Annotated in this window: 16 protein-coding genes; 3 read left to right on the top strand and 13 right to left on the bottom strand. The window is 73.0% G+C overall.

What is annotated here, in order from left to right; translation table 11 throughout:
- Window positions 1-150: 150 nt before the first annotated feature.
- From ACIRD3_RS36390 to ACIRD3_RS36420, 7 genes are all read right to left on the bottom strand, one after another.
- The gene (locus ACIRD3_RS36390; protein ID WP_402225323.1) at window positions 151-1,311 is read right to left on the bottom strand and encodes a hypothetical protein; all 1,161 of its coding nucleotides are present in this window, start codon (window positions 1,309-1,311) and stop codon (window positions 151-153) included.
- A 122-nt stretch (window positions 1,312-1,433) separates the two neighbouring features.
- Window positions 1,434-1,922 carry a DUF3180 domain-containing protein gene (locus ACIRD3_RS36395; protein WP_402225326.1) on the bottom strand — a complete coding sequence of 163 codons (489 nt, stop codon included), beginning with the start codon at window positions 1,920-1,922 and terminating at the stop codon, window positions 1,434-1,436.
- Between the two features lie 249 nt (window positions 1,923-2,171).
- A complete protein-coding gene (folK, locus tag ACIRD3_RS36400) occupies window positions 2,172-2,771 on the bottom strand; it encodes a 2-amino-4-hydroxy-6-hydroxymethyldihydropteridine diphosphokinase (protein WP_402225329.1) in 600 nt (199 codons plus the stop codon).
- 40 nt (window positions 2,772-2,811) lie between these two features.
- Window positions 2,812-3,171: a dihydroneopterin aldolase gene (folB, locus tag ACIRD3_RS36405; RefSeq protein WP_030059580.1), complete on the bottom strand. Its 360-nt coding sequence runs from the start codon at window positions 3,169-3,171 to the stop codon at window positions 2,812-2,814.
- A gap of 247 nt (window positions 3,172-3,418) precedes the next feature.
- Window positions 3,419-3,916 (bottom strand): nuclear transport factor 2 family protein, encoded by a 498-nt coding sequence (locus ACIRD3_RS36410; RefSeq protein ID WP_402225332.1) that lies wholly within the window; start codon window positions 3,914-3,916, stop codon window positions 3,419-3,421.
- Between the two features lie 10 nt (window positions 3,917-3,926).
- The gene (folP, locus tag ACIRD3_RS36415; protein ID WP_402225335.1) at window positions 3,927-4,799 is read right to left on the bottom strand and encodes a dihydropteroate synthase; all 873 of its coding nucleotides are present in this window, start codon (window positions 4,797-4,799) and stop codon (window positions 3,927-3,929) included.
- Between the two features lie 69 nt (window positions 4,800-4,868).
- Window positions 4,869-6,710: a phosphatidylglycerol lysyltransferase domain-containing protein gene (locus ACIRD3_RS36420; RefSeq protein WP_402225338.1), complete on the bottom strand. Its 1,842-nt coding sequence runs from the start codon at window positions 6,708-6,710 to the stop codon at window positions 4,869-4,871.
- A gap of 379 nt (window positions 6,711-7,089) precedes the next feature.
- Here ACIRD3_RS36420 and ACIRD3_RS36425 point away from each other — a divergent pair, with 379 nt between their 5' ends.
- Window positions 7,090-8,244, top strand: a complete 1,155-nt coding sequence (locus tag ACIRD3_RS36425; protein ID WP_402225341.1) for an alpha/beta hydrolase — start codon at window positions 7,090-7,092, stop codon at window positions 8,242-8,244.
- Window positions 8,245-8,362: 118 nt separating this feature from the next.
- The gene (locus ACIRD3_RS36430) at window positions 8,363-9,151 is read left to right on the top strand and encodes a ferritin-like domain-containing protein (RefSeq protein ID WP_402225344.1); all 789 of its coding nucleotides are present in this window, start codon (window positions 8,363-8,365) and stop codon (window positions 9,149-9,151) included.
- A gap of 9 nt (window positions 9,152-9,160) precedes the next feature.
- Here ACIRD3_RS36430 and folE read toward each other — a convergent pair whose 3' ends face one another.
- From folE to dacB, 6 genes are all read right to left on the bottom strand, one after another.
- Window positions 9,161-9,766, bottom strand: coding sequence for a GTP cyclohydrolase I FolE (folE, locus tag ACIRD3_RS36435; protein ID WP_030309924.1), 606 nt, complete (start codon window positions 9,764-9,766; stop codon window positions 9,161-9,163).
- A gap of 107 nt (window positions 9,767-9,873) precedes the next feature.
- A complete protein-coding gene (gene ftsH / locus ACIRD3_RS36440) occupies window positions 9,874-11,928 on the bottom strand; it encodes an ATP-dependent zinc metalloprotease FtsH (RefSeq protein WP_402225348.1) in 2,055 nt (684 codons plus the stop codon).
- A 227-nt stretch (window positions 11,929-12,155) separates the two neighbouring features.
- Window positions 12,156-12,710: a hypoxanthine phosphoribosyltransferase gene (gene hpt / locus ACIRD3_RS36445; RefSeq protein WP_030059589.1), complete on the bottom strand. Its 555-nt coding sequence runs from the start codon at window positions 12,708-12,710 to the stop codon at window positions 12,156-12,158.
- 71 nt (window positions 12,711-12,781) lie between these two features.
- Entirely contained in the window at window positions 12,782-13,909 is a 1,128-nt protein-coding gene (tilS, locus tag ACIRD3_RS36450; RefSeq protein ID WP_402225351.1) for a tRNA lysidine(34) synthetase TilS, read from the bottom strand.
- Window positions 13,910-14,193: 284 nt separating this feature from the next.
- A complete protein-coding gene (locus tag ACIRD3_RS36455; RefSeq protein WP_402225354.1) occupies window positions 14,194-15,366 on the bottom strand; it encodes a zinc-dependent metalloprotease in 1,173 nt (390 codons plus the stop codon).
- A 292-nt stretch (window positions 15,367-15,658) separates the two neighbouring features.
- Window positions 15,659-17,221, bottom strand: coding sequence for a D-alanyl-D-alanine carboxypeptidase/D-alanyl-D-alanine-endopeptidase (gene dacB, locus ACIRD3_RS36460; RefSeq protein WP_402225357.1), 1,563 nt, complete (start codon window positions 17,219-17,221; stop codon window positions 15,659-15,661).
- 127 nt (window positions 17,222-17,348) lie between these two features.
- Here dacB and ACIRD3_RS36465 point away from each other — a divergent pair, with 127 nt between their 5' ends.
- Window positions 17,349-17,840, top strand: coding sequence for an inorganic diphosphatase (locus ACIRD3_RS36465; RefSeq protein WP_030059594.1), 492 nt, complete (start codon window positions 17,349-17,351; stop codon window positions 17,838-17,840).
- Window positions 17,841-17,992: the final 152 nt, after the last annotated feature.

The following is a 17,992-nucleotide window of genomic DNA, read 5'->3' on the forward strand; positions in this document are numbered from 1 at the left end:
CTACGCGTTCCCGAGCCGCCCGCCCGGGAGCGCCTCCGCGTTACCGAGCCCCCCGCCGCGGGGCCGCCCCCCCCCGCCCCCCCCCCCCCCGCCCCCCCCCCCCCCCGCCCCCCCCCCCCCCCCCCCCCCCGCGGCGTCGGTGCGCCCGGCTCAGCGCGAGGCGCGCAGCTCCGGCAGCTGGATCAGCTCGGTCTCGTCCTCCGGGGTCAGGTCCACCACGGTCGGCCCACCCGGCTGCGACCCGCCCTGCTGCGACCGCTCGGCCGGCTGCGGCTCCCGCACGCCGTCCCGCACCGCGGTCGGCTCCGCCGCCAGGGCCTCGGCCTCGGCCTTCGCGGCCACCGCCTCGTCGCCCACCACGTCCGCCAGGTCGGTCCGCTCGGCCAGCTCGGCGACGCTGCCCACCGCCGGCGCCGGGGCCGCCGGCCGGGCCGCCGCGCCCGCGCTGCGACCGAAGAAGCTGAAGCCCTGCCCGCGCGCCTGCCCGGACTGCGCCGACCGCGGCCGCTGCCGCTCCGCCGGCGCCGTGGCCGGAACGGCCGACCCGGTCGGCGCGCCGCCGAGCTGACCGACCGTCGCCGTCAGCGCCGGCCGCACCGGTGCGGGCGGCATCGGGGACTTCGCCAGCGGCACCGGCGTGGGCACCGCGGGCGCCACCGGGGCGGGAACCGCCACCGGGGCGGGCGCGGGGGCCGGCGCGGCCTGGGCCGCCGGGGCGGCGTGCGCCCGCAGCGCGACCTCCGCGCCCGCCGTCCGCGCCCGCTGCGCCTCCTGCTCGGCCGCACGACGCTCCAGCAGCCGCAGTACGGCCGCCGCGCGCACGAACGCGGCCGGGCTGGCCGGGTACTTGGGCCGGCTCGCGGCGAGCGCCCGCTGGGCCGCCTCGGCCTCCTTGAGCGCCTGCTCGGCCACCGTCACGGCCCGCTCCCGCAGCAGCCGGGCGATCTCGGTCTCGGCCTTCGCCAGTCGCGACTTCTCGGCGGTCAGCCGCCGTCCGAAGCGGGTGGCCCGCTCCTCGGCGACCTCGGCCGCGTACTCGGCCTCCGCCAGCTGCTCCTCGAACCGCTCCTCGGCCCTCAGTCGCTGTGCCGCGGACATCTCGGCGGCCGCGCGGGCCGCCTTGTCCCGCTGACGCAGCAACAGGGCGAAGCCGAGCGTCGCGATCACCGCCGCGATGCCCACCGAGCGCACCAGGATGGTGTCCTGACTGAAAAGCAGAGCGGCCAGAGCGGCTACCAGCAGTACGCCGGCGGCGGTGGGGGGAAAGACCCGGCCGAGGACGGAGGAATGACGGTGGCGTCCGCGAGACATGCCAAGAAACTAGCGTGCGAATTGGGGCGCTGTCAGCCCAGGGTCCCCTTCCGCCCTTGACAGGGGGAGATTTCCATCGCACACGCCCGGGTTTTCCCCCAAGATCACGGAAAACGTCCTGCTCAGCGGTGGGAGGCCGCCGGGCCGCTCGGACCGTCGTGGTCCTCGGGCAACCTGCAGACATGCTGGACCCAGAGCGCCGCGGCGATCACCGCGACCCCCGCCAGCACCGCGAACCCCGCCGTGACGGCCTGGTCCTTGCGGGCCGACACGTCCAGCTCCCCCAGCAGGTAGATCCCCGCGCCCGCGTAGATGCCGGTGACCACCGCCGAGACCAGCGCGCTGGCCTGCCCCAGCACCAGCGCCCGGGCCGCCAGCAGCGGGTCGACCCCCTTCGCGCCGGGCTGCCGCTCGCGCACCGCCTTCAGCCGGGACCGCAGCGACAGCGCGGTCGCCAGCAGGATCACCGCCACCGCCGCCAGCACCACCGGCGCCGCGCCCGGCACGGCCGGCAGCGTGTCCAGGGAGGCCCACAGCTTGGAGCCCGCCCAGGACAGCGCCGTCACGGCGGCGGTGATGCCGATCAGCAGACGGAGGCGAAGCAGCTTCACTCGGAGCAGGTCCTTCCCTGGGTACACCAGAACGGCCGCGCGGTGACCCGACGCGGCGGCGCCAGGCCACCGTACCGGGCCCGGCCGGGCGGACACCCGCGCGAACGGCGGACACCTACTGGTACGGCCGGGCCACCGACCGAGTTCCCCGGCCCCTACGCGCCCGCCCGTCTCCGGGGCGCGGCTCGGGGCGGCAGCTCCTCGGCCGTGGGGTGCAGCCCATCGGCCCGGCCGTCGGCGGCCGCAGGCCTACTCCGGCAGCGTCAGCCGGATGTCCTCGCGGCGCTTCACGCCCTGCGCGTCCGCGCCGCCGAGCGCGTCCAGCAGCGCGTCGACCCGCCCGTGTCCGGGCACCTCGGCCTCCGGCTGGGCGTCCAGCCAGGGGGCGAGCACGAAGGCCCGCTCGTGCGAGCGCGGGTGCGGCAGCAGCAGCTGCGGGTCGTCACTGAGCTCGCCCTCGTAGGCCAGGATGTCGACGTCCAGGGTGCGCGGCCCCCAGTGGACGGTCCGCACCCGGCCGAAGGCGTCCTCGATCGCGTTGCCGCGCTCCAGCAGGTCCCGCGGGGGCAGCGAGGTGCGCAGCACGACGACCGCGTTGTAGTAGTTCGGCTGCTCCTCGGGGCCGCCGACGGCCTCGGTCTCGTAGACCGCGGAGACGGCCTTGATCTTCAGCCCCGGCGTGTCGGCGAGCGCGTCCACCGCGCCCTGCAGGGTGTCCAGCCGGTTGCCCAGGTTGCTGCCGAGCGCGATCACCGCGCAGCGCTGGCCGTGCAGCGTGGTGTCGGCGGAGTCCACCCGGCTCTCCAGGTCGAACGCGTTCGGCGTGGTGGTCGGGTCGCTGGTGCTCATCGAAAGTCCTCTACCTCGGGAACCGGGCGCGCAGCGGCGGTCATGCGCGGCCCCGGTGGATGGTCACGGTCACGTCGTCGAACGGCACGGTGATCGGGGCGTCCGGCTTGTGCACGGTCACCTCGACCTCCTCGACCGCTTCGTGCTTGAGGCACTGGTCCGCGATCCGCTGGGCCAGGGTCTCGATCAGGTCGACCGGCTCCCCGGCGATGATCGCGGTGACCTCCTCGGCCACGATGCCGTAGTGCGCCGTGCGGGTGAGGTCGTCGCCGGACGCGGCGGGGCGGGTGTCCAGGTACAGCACCAGGTCCACCACGAAGGTCTGGCCCTCGACGCGCTCGCGCTCGAAGACGCCGTGGTGGCCCCGGGCTCGCAGCCCCCGCAGGGTGACGCGGTCCAGCAAACGAATCACTGCTCCCAGTCGGACGGGCCCCGCCCGGAAACAGGCATGGACGGGCAGGGCGAAGGCGGGCAGCACGCCCGCCACTCCGTTTCGAATCTACCCGCGAGCAGGGACAACGCCTGACCGTCCTACCCGGCAGGAAACGGCGCCACGCGCGCCGGATCGGCGATTGACGTGAACGTTCGGTGACCACTCGGGAATTCCCGGGCGGCCTGCCGGCACCGTATTTCCGTTCCCGCCGGAATCAGTCCTCGTCGTCCTCGTCGCCGCTGGTCAGAACGGGTGAACCGTGGTGCGACCAGAGCTTCCACCCGGCCGGGGTACGGCGGAACAGATTCGTCGACACGACCTTTCCGCCGACCAGCGGTCCGAGTTCGCCCTCCTCCTCCGCCTCGCCGCCGGACAGGATGTTCTCGGTGCACGTGACAAGGGCCACATCACCGTGGACCTCGGCCTCGACATCGGTCAGGAAGAACTGGATGTACTCCGTGTTCATCATGATCAACATGTACGAGCGGGTCACCTGCGCCCGTCCGCGCAGCACCGGCCAGCCGGGGTGCACGCACACCACGCCGCCCTTGTCGTCGGCGTCCGCGGCGCCCAGCCAGGCGTCCTCGACCGCCTCCAGGTCCCCCCGTTCCAGCGCCTCGTAGAGCGCCCGGTTGGCCGCCAGCACGGCCTCCAGGTCCGCCGCGCGAGCCCGCCCGGCCGTTCCGCCGCTCAACCTGCCGTCACCCGTCACAAACCCTCCCTCACCCCAGCCGCGCCGCGCGCTGCCAGGCCGCGACCACCCGGACGGCGTCCGCCGTGCCGGACACGTCGTGCACCCGCACCGCCCAGGCTCCGGCCCTGGCCGACAGCACCGACACGGCGGCCGTCGCGTCGTCGCGCTCCCGGGCCGGGCGCAGTTCCCCGGTTGCCGGGTCGGCGAGCAGCGTACCCAGGAACCGCTTGCGCGAAGCGGCCACCAGGACGGGACGGCCGAGCGCGGTGAGCGCGTCCAGCCGGCCGAGCAGCGCCCAGTTGTGCTCGGGGGTCTTGGCGAAGCCGAGCCCCGGGTCGAGGATCAGCTGGTCCTCCTTGACCCCGGCGGCCAGCAGCGCGTCCACCCGGCCGGTCAGCTCGGCGACCACGTCCCGCACCACGTCGTCGTAGACGGCCAGCCTGTCCATGTCGGCGGACTGCCCGCGCCAGTGCATCACCACGAACGGCGCGCCGGTCTCGGCGACCACGCGGGCCATCGCCGGGTCGGCCAGCCCTCCGGAGACGTCGTTGACGACCACGGCGCCGGCCTCGACGGCGCGCTCGGCGACCGAGGCCCGCATGGTGTCCACGGAGACCATCACCCCGGCGTCGGCGAGCTCGCGCACCACCGGGATCACCCGGCGCAGCTCCTCCTCCTCGGGCACCCGCTGCGAGCCGGGCCGGGTGGACTCGCCGCCGACGTCCACCAGGTCGGCGCCGCGGGCGCGCAGCGCGAGCCCGTGCGCGATCGCCTTGGCGGGGTCGTGCCAGAGTCCGCCGTCCGAGAAGGAGTCGGGCGTGACGTTGACCACGCCCATCACTGCGCAACGCTCCAGCCGCGGCAGACCGGCCGGAAGGGAGAACGACGGCGAATTGCTCATGCCCCCCATTATCGAACGCGGCCCCCGCCGAGGATTCTCGGCGGGGGCCGCGGACGGTACGGGAGTGCCTCAGGCGGCCTCGGTGACGTCGCGGGTCGACGGGACCGGCATCAGGCCCTCGCGCTGGCGCCTGCGGCCGAAGCGCGGCATGCCGAGGGTGATGAAGGCCTCCGCCTGCATCGCGGCGAAGCCGATCCGCGGCAGGTCCCGGGTGTTCGGGAAGACCAGGAAGCGCGGCTCCCACTCGGGCTGGAACTTGGCGTTGAACTTGTACAGCGACTCGATCTGGAACCAGCGCGACAGGAACACCAGCAGCCCGCGCCAGGCCCGCAGCACCGGTCCGGCGCCGATCCGCTCGCCGCGGGCGAGGGCCGAGCGGAACATCGCGAAGTTGAGCGACACCCGGCGGACGCCCATGGCGGGCACCGCCTGCAGGGCCGCGACGATCAGCAGCTCGTTCAGGCCCGGGTCGGCGGCGCGGTCGCGGCGCATGAGCTCCAGCGAGATGCCGTCCGGCCCCCAGGGCACGAAGTGCAGCACGGCCTTGAGGTCGTCGCCGCTCTCGCCCTCCTCGGGCTCCTTGTGCGCGGTGACGACCACGCAGTCGTCGTCCAGCGGGTCGCCGAAGCGGCCCAGCGCCATCGAGAAGCCGCGCTCGGTGTCCGTGCCGCGCCAGCGGGCGGCCGCGTCGGCGATCCGGTACTTCTCCTCGACGGTGAGCTCGGAGACCCGGCGCACCTTGCAGGAGTAGCCGTTGCGCTCGATGCGCTTGACCATCTGGCGGACGTTGCGCATGGCCCGGCCGGAGAGCGAGAAGGCGGCGGTGTCCACGATCGCCTCGTCGCCCAGCTCCAGCGCGTCCAGGCCCGCCTCGCGGGTCCAGACCTCGCCGCCGACCTCGCTGCAGCCCATCACGGCCGGCACCCAGGCGTGCTCGCGGGCCTCGGCCATGAACACCTTGATCGCGCCCGGCCAGGCCTCGACGTCCCCGACCGGGTCGCCGGAGGCCAGCATCACGCCGGAGACCACCCGGTAGGAGATCGCGGCCTTGCCGGTGGGCGAGAACAGCACGCTCTTGTCGCGGCGCAGCGCGAAGTAGCCGAGCGAGTCGCGCTCGCCGTGCCGCGCCAGCAGCTCGCGGACCTTCTCCTCGTCCTCCGCGGTGAGCTCGGGCTTGGGCTTGCCCGGGCGCAGCGCCAGGTAGGCGGTGGTGAAGGCGGTCAGCAGACCCAGCCCGCCGAGCAGGTAGGCGACCAGGTCGGACATCCGGATGTTGGTGTAGCGGATCGGGCCCTCGAAGCCGAAGAGTCCGTACCCGACGTGCTCCAGCCGCGCGGTCAGGCCCGGGTGGCCGATCTCGTACTTGGTCCGGGTGCTCACGATCAGCAGGCCGAGCAGCACGCTGAGGACGCCCATGACGACCAGGTTGACCACCGCGCGCCAGCGGGTGCGCGGGTCGGCCTTGGCGTAGAACTCTCGCTGGTGCACCAGCATCACCACGAACACGGCCAGCGAGACGACCGCCGGGCCGACCTGGTGCCAGCGCACGATGTGCAGCGCCGCACCGACCGGCAGCAGCACGCAGACGGCCCGCCAGGCCCGCCGCTTGCGCCGGCGCAGCGCGTGGGCGAGCGGCACCAGCAGGATCCCGACCATCAGCGTGCCGACCGCGGCCAGGCTGGTGGTGCCACCGGGCAGCTGGCCGGCGAAGGTGTGCATCTTGGTGTGCCGGAGCTTGGGGAACACCGCACTGGCGATGTCGACCAGCCCGATCAGCAGACAGGCGTAGCCGACCGCGCCCGGGAGCCAGGCCCTCGGCACGGAGGCCGCCTGGGTACGCAGCGTCTGCAGGCCGCGACGACGGCGCGGCGGCTGCTCGGGGCTCGGCTCAACGGACACGGGAACGCTCATGGAAGCTCAGCGTAGGGGCTGCGGGGCGGTGTCCGGTCACTCCGGGGGAGGACGCGTGATGGACCTTCATGCCTATTCCTTCATCAGGCAATGCGCATACCAAGGACCCGGAAACGGTCGGTAAACCGGGGCCGTGGACGCGCTGCGGGTTGAGCCGGCGGTGGGAGCCGAGGGGCCACCGCAGCGTGGCGCGGCGAAACCCTCCGGGACGCGTTACGTACGGTGGACGCCGCATTCTAGGGCGCCGGTTGCCTACGATTCGCCCCGCCCTCCCGGCCCACGCCCGGGTGCCCGGACAGCCTAGCTGCGGTGGCCCGGCCTGACGGACCGCCAGACGATGAAGCCTGCACCGACAGCGTCCCACCGGAAGGCCGACGGCATGGAACTGACCAGCGACGCACTGGTGAACTCGCTGCTCGCACTCGGCGCTGCGACCCTGGTCACCACCCTGTGGATCTGGCCCCGCCTGGCGAAGCAGCGCCCGCTGCCGGTGCTCGGCCGGATCGGCCTGTTGACGGTGGTTCAAGCCTCCATCGTGGCGGTGCTCGCGCTCTCGGTGAACAACTCTTTCGGGTTCTACACCTCCTGGGACGACCTGCTCGGCACCAGCGGCGCCAAGCTCGCGCTGACCAGCAACGAGAACCACAAGGGCGGCACCCCGGTCGCCGACGCGCTGATCCAGCCGACCAACGAGGGCGGCCTGGAGACCGTCACCAATCTGCCGAAGGGCACGCCCGAGGAGGTCGGCAAGGTCGAGTCGGTCCAGGTCAGCGGGAAGGAGACGGGTTTCTCCGACCAGATGTTCGTCTACCTGCCGCCCGAGTACTTCGACCCGAAGTTCGCCCTGGTCCGCTTCCCCGTCGTGCTGGCCATCGCCGGCTACCCGGGCACGGCGCTGAACCTGGTCAAGGACCTGTCGCTGCCCCAGACCGCGCTCGAACTGCAGCGCGCCGGCAAGATGCCGCCGACCGTCCTGGTGATGGTCCGCCCCGGGGTGGTCCCGTCCCGGGACACCGAGTGCGTGGACGTCCCCGGCGGGCCGCGCACCGAGGCCTGGTTCGCCAAGGACGTGCCGGAGGCCGTCCTCGCCACCTACCGGGTCGGCCGCACCGCGGGCTCCTGGGCCGCCTTCGGCTACTCCACCGGGGGCAGCTGCGCGCTGCGCCTGGCGATGCGCTTCCCGAACGTCTTCGGCAGCGCGACCAGCCTGCACGGCGACTTCACCGTGCGCCAGGACGGCTACACCGGCGGCGACCTCTTCGGCGGCGACAGGGCCCTGGCCCAGCAGCACGACCTCGGCTGGCGGCTGCAGAACATGCCGGTCCCGGCGCTCAACCTGCTGGTGGTCTCCACCCGCAAGGAGTCGGACTACCCGCAGACCGTCCAGTTCGTCGAGCAGGCCACCCAGGTCGCGGCGACGAACCCGCAGTTCAAGGTCGACTCGCTCTACCTGGACGACGGCGGGCACAACGTCGACAGCTGGACCAAGGAGCTGCCGGCCTCGCTCGAATGGCTGGGCGCCCACCTCGGCTGACGCGAGCGGGTGATTACCCGCCGGTCGGCCCGACCGGCGGACGACCCGGGGGAACGTATCGCGGCCGTCCGCCCGCCCCTCCCGGCGGGCACCGGTCCGGATCCGCGCAGGAGGCGCCTTGCTGAGCACCCGATCGCTCTTCGACGAGATCTACCGGAACGACCAGGCGTACCAGCTGTTCTGCAGCATCGCGGCGGGCGGCGAGGACCAGGGCGGCTGGGAGAACGAGCGGATCACCGCGCTCACCCGGGACCCGGTCCTCGCCCCGAAGGTGGCCCGGCACGGCGCCGACGAGCGCAAGCACGGCCGGATCTTCACCCAGCTGCTGAACAAGCGCGGCCTGCCCAAGGTGCCGGTCCCGGACGACGCCGACTACTGCATGCTGCTGGAGCGCCAGGGCGTCGGCCTCTCGCACGAGCGGCTGAACAGCGACGTCCCGCTGACCGAGCGCGAGATCATCACCTACCTCGCGCACAGCCGGGTCACCGAGCAGCGGGCGGCCGAGCAGATGCGCCAGCTGGTCAAGGCGTACGAGGACAACCCGGACCTCGCCCGGGCGATGCGGATGATCTCCGCCGACGAGGACAACCACCTCGCGTACTGCCACGAGGAGCTGCTGCGGCTGCGGGCCGAGGGCCACGGCCCGTACATCCGGCACGCCCTGGAGACCAGCGCCCGCGGCGAGATCCGCACCCACCGGGACGTCGGTCTGGCGGTCACCGCCCGGATGGCCCGGATCCTGCGCTGGCCGCGCTGGCAGCTGGCCGTGGTCACCCTCGGGGTGCACGCGCTCTACCTGTACGACCGCCTGTACGGCTGGCGCCGGATGGTCACGCTGCGGATGCCCGAGCGCCGCAACGCGCTGGGCACCCCGGCCGCGCCGCACGCGGAGCCCGAGGTGCCCTGAGTCCTGCCGTCAGCGCCCGATGATCAGGCTCATCGCCTCGGCCCGGGTGGCCGGGTCGCGCAGCTGGCCGCGCACGCACGAGGTGATGGTCTTGGCGCCGGGCTTGCGGATGCCGCGCATCGACATGCACATGTGCTCGCACTCGACCACGACGATCGCGCCGCGCGGCTCCAGGATCCGCATCAGCGCGTCGGCCACCTGGCTGGTGAGCCGTTCCTGCACCTGCGGGCGGCGGGCGTAGACGTCGACCAGCCGGGCGAGCTTGGACAGCCCGGTGATCTTGCCGCTGGTGGACGGGATGTAGCCGACGTGGGCCACGCCGCGGAACGGCACCAGGTGGTGCTCGCAGACCGAGGTCAGCTCGATGTCCTTGACCAGCACCATCTCGTCGTGGCCGAGGTCGAAGGTGGTGGTGAGGACGTCCTCGGGCTCCTGCCAGAGGCCCGCGAATATCTCCTTGTAGGCCCGCGCCACCCGGGCCGGGGTCTCCAGCAGGCCCTCGCGGTCCGGGTCCTCCCCCACGGCGAGCAGCAGCTCACGGATGGCGTTCTCGGCCCGCTTCTGGTCGAAGGTCCCGACGGCGGGCGGACCGTCGAGCGTCACCGGGTCGATCATGCGGGCCTCGCTTACATGTGGGAAGACTCTGGCTGAACAGCACGGATGCCGCGCCTCCAGGGTACAAACCCTGGTGACGCGGCAGCCATTCCCTACGGGTGCGGGGGTCAGCCCTCGACGGGCGGCTCCGCGGCCGGCAGCGGCGGGAGCTTCACGACGTCCACCGGAGCGGTGTCCCCCGCAGCGGCGCCGTTGGTGAGGGCCAGCTCCTTCGGGGACTGCACCGGCGGCCGGGTGGACGGCGTGCGACGGGTGGAACCCGTCCAGGCCGGCCGGGCCGGACGCTTGACGACCGGGGCGAAGATCTCGGCGATCTGCTCCTTGTTCAGGGTCTCCTTCTCCAGGAGCTCCAGCACGAGGTTGTCGAGCACGTCGCGGTTCTCGACCAGGATCTCCCAGGCCTCGTTGTGCGCGCTCTCGATGAGCTTCTTGACCTCTTCGTCGACCAGCGCGGCGACCTCTTCCGAGTAGTCGCGCTGGTGGCCCATCTCGCGGCCCAGGAACGGCTCCGAGTTGTCGGTGCCGAACTTGATCGCACCCAGGCGCTCGGTCATGCCGTACTGGGTGACCATGGCCCGCGCCGTGGCGGTGGCCTTCTCGATGTCGTTCGAGGCGCCGGTGGTCGGGTCGTGGAAGACCAGCTCCTCCGCCGCGCGCCCGCCCAGCATGTAGGCCAGCTGGTCGAGCATCTCGTTGCGGGTGGTGGAGTACTTGTCCTCGTCCGGCAGCACCATGGTGTAGCCGAGGGCCCGACCGCGGGACAGGATCGTGATCTTGTGCACCGGGTCGCTGTACTGGCAGGCCGCCGCGACCAGGGCGTGACCGCCCTCGTGGTACGCGGTGATCTTCTTCTCCTTGTCGGACATGATCCGCGTGCGCTTCTGCGGACCGGCCACGACGCGGTCGATCGCCTCGTCCAGGATGGAGTTGTCGATCAGCTTCTTGTCCGAGCGGGCGGTCAGCAGCGCGGCCTCGTTGAGGACGTTCGAGAGGTCGGCGCCGGTGAAGCCGGGGGTGCGCTTGGCGACGGCCGACATGTCGACGTCGGGCGCGATCGGCTTGCCCTTCTGGTGGACCTTGAGGATGTCCAGCCGGCCCTGGAGGTCGGGGCGCTCCACCGCGATCTGGCGGTCGAAGCGGCCCGGGCGCAGCAGCGCCGGGTCCAGGATGTCCGGGCGGTTGGTCGCGGCGATCAGGATCACGCCGCCCTTGACGTCGAAGCCGTCCATCTCGACCAGCAGCTGGTTGAGGGTCTGCTCGCGCTCGTCGTGGCCGCCGCCGAGGCCCGCACCGCGGTGCCGGCCGACGGCGTCGATCTCGTCGACGAAGACGATCGCCGGGGCGTTCGCCTTGGCCTGCTCGAAGAGGTCGCGGACGCGGCTGGCGCCGACACCGACGAACATCTCGACGAAGTCCGAGCCGGAGATGGAGTAGAACGGCACCCCGGCCTCACCCGCGACGGCGCGGGCCAGCAGGGTCTTGCCGGTACCGGGCGGGCCGTAGAGCAGCACGCCCTTCGGGATCTTGGCGCCGACGGCCTGGAACTTGGCCGGCTCCTGCAGGAACTCCTTGATCTCGTGGAGCTCCTCGACCGCCTCGTCCGCGCCGGCGACGTCGGCGAAGGTGGTCTTCGGGGTGTCCTTGGTCAGCAGCTTGGCCTTGGACTTGCCGAACTGCATGACGCGGGAGCCGCCGCCCTGCATCTGGTTCATCAGGAACAGGAAGACCAGGACGATGATCACGATCGGCAGCATCGACAGCAGGAGGCTGACGAAGGTGCTCTGCTTCTCCGGGCTGACGGTGTAGCCCTCGGCGAGCGTGCTGTTGTCCTTGTCGTTGATCTGGGCCTGCAGCTTGTCGGCGATCGCGACACCCTGGTCGCCGATGTACGAGGCCTGGAACTTGCTGCCGGACGGGGCCTTGCCCGTACCGGCGCTGGGCAGCGTTGCGCCGTCCTTCAGCTGGATCTTGATCGTGTTCGAGTCACCGGTGGTGATCTGCGCCGACTTGACGTTGTGCGCATCGATCGCGGCAACGACCTGACCGGTGTCCACCGTCTTGTAGCCGTTCGAGTCCGAAACGACCTGCATCAGTACGATGACGGCGAGGACGGCCAGCACGATCCACATGATCGGCGCACGGAAGTATCGCTTGACGTCCATCCATGCGGGGCGTTGCCGCCCCGTCCCTCCTGCCACTCAACGGCGCCGGGTGGCTGTTGGGCCGCGGCGCATCCGGTCGGTGCTCATGTGAAGAGCGGTTTATTGGACCGTACCGCAGTCGGACCCGCCCATGGCGGGAGCACGGCGACACGGCTTTGGTTCTTTGTCCCCCCGGTCCAACGGGCGGGAACAACCTACTGTTCCCGCCCATAGCCCGAACGGGGCCCTCAGCCGCCGTAGACGTGCGGAGCGAGGGTGCCGATGAAGGGGAGGTTACGCAGCTTCTCCGCGTAGTCCAGGCCGTAGCCGACCACGAACTCGTTCGGGATGTCGAAACCGACGTACTTCACGTCGATCTCGACCTTGGCCGCGTCCGGCTTGCGGAGCAGGGTGCAGACCTCCAGCGAGGCCGGGCCGCGCGAGCCCAGGTTGCCCAGCAGCCAGGACAGCGTCAGACCGGAGTCGATGATGTCCTCGACGATCAGGACGTCACGGCCGGCGATGTCGGTGTCCAGGTCCTTCAGGATCCGCACCACACCGGAGGACTTGGTGCCCATCCCGTACGAGGAGACGGCCATCCAGTCCATGGTGACCTGCGAGTGCAGGGCCCGGGCGAGGTCGGCCATGACCATCACGGCCCCCTTGAGGACGCCGACGATCAGCAGGTCCTTGCCTGCGTAGTCCCGGTCGATGCGCTCGGCCAGCTCCAGGAGCTTGGCGTCGATCTCGTCCTTGCTGATGAGCACCTTCGCGAGGTCAGCGCCCATGTCGTTCTGGTCCACCGGGGATACGTCCTCAAACGTTCGGGGTCTGTGTGGCCGACGGCCGGCTCCCCCGGGGCATGCTCCGCCCGTCAGTCGCCCTGCCGCCGAAAGACCAGCGTGCCACACCGGCGGGTGGCCTCGACGCCCCCGGGTAGGTGCAGCGGCCCCTGACCGCGCCAACCGGTGACCAGCAGGTCGATCGTCTCCAGGTGCCGGGCGAAGAGGTCCCCGGCCGGGCAGCCCGCGCGCAGCGCGGCCCGCCGCAGCACCCGGCGGCGCACGGCCGGCGGGAGTTCGGCCAGTTTCACGGCGTCCAGGGCGCCCTCGCCCGTACGGAGGTCGCGTTCGGCCAAAGAGGCCCACTGGTCGAGGGCGTCCGCGTCGTCGCGGAACAGCCGGGCGGTACGGGCCAGCGCCTCCACCACACCGCCGCCCAGGTGCTTCTCCAGCACCGGCAGCACCTCGTGGCGGACCCGGGAGCGGGTGTAGGCGGGATCACAGTTGTGCGGGTCGTCCCAGACCGGGATCGACTGGGCGGAGCAGGCCTGCCGGGTGGCGGCCCGGTCCAGCTCCAGCAGCGGGCGGCGGTAGCGGCCCTTCTGGGCCGGCATCCCGGCCAGCGAACGGGCGCCCGAACCGCGGGCCAGGCCCAGCAGCACGGTCTCGGCCTGGTCGTCCCGGGTGTGGCCGAGCAGGACGGCGATGGCGCCGTGGCGGTCGGCGGCCTCGTCCAGGGCCGCGTAGCGGGCGTCCCGGGCGGCCGCCTCCGGGCCGCCGGTCCGGCCGACCCGCACCGGGATCGCCTCGACCGGGTCGAGGCCGAGCGAGCGCAGCCGTTCGGCCACCTGGTCGGCGCGCTCGGCGGAGCCGGGCTGCAGGCCGTGGTCGACGGTGACGGCGCCGACCCGCAGGCCGATCTTGGGGGCCTCGAAGGCGGCGGCGATGGCCAGCGCCATGGAGTCCGCGCCGCCGCTGACGGCGACCAGGACGAGCGGCGAGCCGGGCGCGGCCGGGGTCCGGGGCAGGCCGGAGGGGTGGCGGGCGGCGTTGCCGATCAGGGTGGTGCCGACGGCGGCACCCACCAGCGGCGCCCCGGCCGGGCGCTCGCGGGGCCCGCGCACGGGCGCGGTGAAGGTGGAACCGGCCTCGGCGGCGAGGTCGGTGAGCGTGCGGCGAACGGCCAGGCGTATCGCGGCGACGGCGGGGTGAGGGCCCACGGCGGACGACTCCTCGACGGAGGGGGGACAGGACTGCGGCGGGCGGCGGGGCCGCACACCGACTGTGAGCACCCTGTTACCGGGCGCTCACAGATGGTGGCAGAAAGGAGCGACCCGCTACGCCACCCGCGCCACCGGTACGACCACCGTCCCACGTTCGGGTGAATGAAGAAACGCTTCTTCACTCGGCATCTGCCCGATTGGACCACTCGTACGAGCGGGTTTGACCGCCCCGCGCCGCTTGCCGCCCGGCTCGCGGCGCGAGCGCGTCACCCCCGGTGCACTCAGCGGGCCACCCGCGCCACCCAGGCGGCCGGGTCGTGGATCTCCTCCTTGGTCGGCAGCGTGTTCGGCGAGGTCCACACCCGGTTGAACCCCTCCATGCCGACCTGCTCCACCACCCCGCGCACGAAGACCGCGCCGTCCTGGTACTGCCGCAGCTTGGCGTCCATGCCCAGCAGCCGGCGCAGCAGCAGGTCCAGCCGGTTCGCGCCGCGGTCCCGGCGCTGCTGGAACTTCTCCCGGATCTCCGCGACCGTCGGCACCACGGCCGGGCCCACGCCGTCCATCACCACGTCCGCGTGGCCCTCCAGCAGCGACATCACCGCCGTCAGCCGGCCGAGGATCTCCCGCTGCGCGGGCGACTGGACGATCTCCAGCAGGTTCGAGGAGGAGGCACCCTCCCGCCCGCCGACACCCGGCAGCCCGCCGAGCGAACCGGCCGCGTCCCGCAGTCGCTCCAGCAGCGCACCCGGGTCGACGTCCGTCTCGGAGAGGAAGGACTGCACCTCGGACTGGATGTGATCGCGCAGCCACGGCACCGCCGTGAACTGCGTGCGGTGCGTCTCCTCGTGCAGACAGACCCAGAGCCGGAAGTCGGACGGGTCGACGTCCAGCTCCCGCTCGACGTGCACGATGTTCGGCGCCACCAGCAGCAGCCGGCCGGGCCCGGGGCCCTCCGGCCCCAACCGCGGCTTGTCGAACAGCGCCGCCGGGCTGTCCGGGGCCTCCAGCGAGGGCTCCGCCGGCGCGAAGGTCTCGTACTGGCCCAGCACCTTGGTCGCCAGGAACGCCAGCAGCGCGCCGACCTCGATGCCGGTCGCCTTCTCCCCCACCGTGCCGAACACCCCGGCCGCCGCGCTGTTCGCCCGGCGTGCCTGCAGCTTCTCCACCAGCGGCTGGACGACCGTCCGGAAGCCCGCCACATTGGCCCGCACCCAGCCGGGGCGGTCCACCACCAGCACCGGCGTCGCCGCGGCCTGGGCCAGGCTCGACGACCGCATGCCGGTGAACGCCCGTACGTGCTCCTCCGCCTCCAGGGCGTGCCTGCGCAGCTCGGCGACCACGGCCGCCGCCTCCGCCCGGCTCACCTCGGGCCCCGGCCGCACCAGTCTGGTCGCGGTTGCGACCGCGAGGTTCCAGTCGACCATGTCAGCACCGCCACTCGCGCTCGTCATGCCCTCACCGTACGTGCTCCCCACCACCAACGGCAGCCACCCGCCGCGAACACCCCTCTCCCGACCTCCCGCCGCCCTGGCTCCCGGCCCCTGAGCGGAACCGGTCGGTACGCCAACTCGCCTCCGGTACGGGCAGGATGGCCGACCGCGCCGCCCGGGCGGAAGAGCCGCCGGAAGGGCGGAGCGGCCCCGCGCGGAAGGGGACGGAAAGTGGCGCCCGGGCCGACGGCGGAGGGCGTCCGGACGCGCTTCGCGCCGCCCCGGCAGGGAGGGCGGGGTGGAGGGGCCGGGGTCAGTGGCAGCCGCAGGTGGCGAGGCGGGCGGCGATGCGGTCCAGGGCGGCGCGGGCGGTGTCGACGTTGACGGTGGCGGGCGGGCGGGTCATCACGGCGAAGGCGAGAAGGCGGCCGTCGGAGTCGACGACGGTGCCGGCGAGGGTGCTGACGCCGGTGAGGGTGCCGGTCTTGGCGCGGATCAGGCCGGCCGCGTCGGCGGCGCCCGAGCCGGAGCCGTAGCGCTTGCCGAGGGTGCCGGTGAAGCCGGCGACCGGGAGGCCGGTGAGCACCGGACGCAGGGCGGGGTGCTGGTCGGAGGCGGCCAGGGACAGCAGGCGGACCAGGACCGCGGGCGGGATCGCGTTGCCCGGGTGCAGGCCGCTGCCGTCGTTGAGGACCACGTCGGCCATCGGCACTCCGAGCCGGGCGAGCTCCTGGGTGACGGCGGCGGCCGCCCCTTCGAAGCTCGCCGGCTGGTGGGCGGCGAGCGCGGCCTGGCGGGCGATCCCCTCGGCGAGCTGGTTGTCGGAGGTGGTCAGCAAGCGCTCGACCAGCCGGGCGATCGTGGGCGACTCGACCCGGCCGAGGACGGGTGCGTCGACGGCGGCGGGGGCGGCCGCGGGCTTGGCCCGGCCCTCCACGGTGACGCCCTGGGCCTTGAGCAGGGCGGCGAAGGCCTCGGCGGCCGCGCCGGCCGGGTCGGCGACCCGGGCCGGAGCATCCTCCCGGCTCTTCGGGTCCACCTTGGCCTCGTCCACCATCAGCGGGACGACCAGGGCGATGTTCTGCCCGTCGTGGTTCTTGTGCTGCGGGCCGCCCTCGTACATCGAGAGGTCGTAGTCGAGGGTGACCGTGGTGGTGCCGGCGGCGGAGAGGGCGGCGGCGGTCTGCCGGGCGAGGGCGTCCAGGGAGGCGGGGGCGGTGTCGGGGTCGGCGGGCTGTCCGCCGATCTGCACCTGGTCGGCGGACAGTGCGGTGAGCGTCGGGTCGCCGCCGCCGACCAGGATGATCGTGCCCGGGGCCGCGCCGCGGACCACCTTGGTGCTCAGCCGGGTGTCCCCGGGGATCAGCGACAGCGCCGCGATCGAGGTGGCGAGCTTGGTGGTCGAGGCGGGGGTGGCCGGGGTGTTCTCCCCGGAGCCGTACAGGAGTTGGCCACTGGCGGCGTCCGAGACGGCGAAGGTGACGTCGCCGAGGTTGCGGTCGGCGACGGCGGCGGCGAGCGCCTGCTGGAGGCCCTGCGCGGTGGGGAGGGCGGCCGCCGGGCCGGCCTCGGCGGCGGCCAGGACGGCGGCCTGGGCCGGGGCCGGGCGCCCGGCGGCCGGGTCGCCGCCGCCGGTGGGCGAGGCGGCGGGCACCCCCGAGCGGCGGGTGGGCGTGGGGCCCGGGCCGTCACCCGGCCGGGGCTTGGCGGTGACCTTCCCGCGGTCGCCCTTCCTGCCGTCGTGGCCGCCCTGGCTGTCGTGGTCCTCGTCCTCGCCCTGCCCGGCGCTGTGCCCGCCCGGGGTCGGCGCGGGCTGCGCGTACGCACCGCCCGAGGCCAGGACCGTCCCGGCGACCAGCAGCACCGCTCCGAACAACCCCGCGGCCGTCCCCCTGCGGCGGCGAGCCGCCCCTCCCCCTGCGCCCACCGACCGGCCCCTTTCCCGAGCACTCACTCCCGTAGGAGACACTTGGATTCTGTCAGTCCCTACCTTGGAGGAACCGTTGGAGTTCGACGTCCTTATCGAAATCCCGAAGGGCTCTCGTAACAAGTACGAGGTCGACCACGAGACCGGCCGTCTGCGGCTCGACCGGATGCTCTTCACCTCGACCCGCTACCCGGCCGACTACGGCTACGTCGAGGGCACGCTCGGCGAGGACGGCGACCCGCTGGACGCCCTGGTCATCCTGGACGAGCCGACCTTCCCGGGCTGCCTCATCAAGTGCCGCGCGATCGGCATGTTCCACATGACCGACGAGGCCGGCGGCGACGACAAGCTGCTCTGCGTCCCGGCGACGGACCCGCGCTGGGAGCACCTGCGCGACATCCACCACGTGTCGGAGTTCGACCGCCTGGAGATCCAGCACTTCTTCGAGGTCTACAAGGACCTGGAGCCCGGCAAGTCCGTCGAGGGCGCCAACTGGGTCGGCCGCGCCGAGGCCGAGGCCGAGGTCACCGCTTCGATCAAGCGCCTGGCGGAGCAGGGCGGCCACTGAGCCGTCGTTCCGATCTCGTTCGATCATGACGTTCGAGGTAGGTCGGGACAGCCTGGGGCCGGGGTTCGCGGATTCGTCCGCGGCCCCGGCCTCTGTCGTGCGCGGGGACGGAACGGGCCGCGGCCGACCTGCGGCGCGGATCGGGGACGCGG

Origin of the sequence: Kitasatospora sp. NPDC093550 (genome assembly GCF_044764985.1) — a bacterium.
Lineage (GTDB): Bacteria > Actinomycetota > Actinomycetes > Streptomycetales > Streptomycetaceae > Kitasatospora.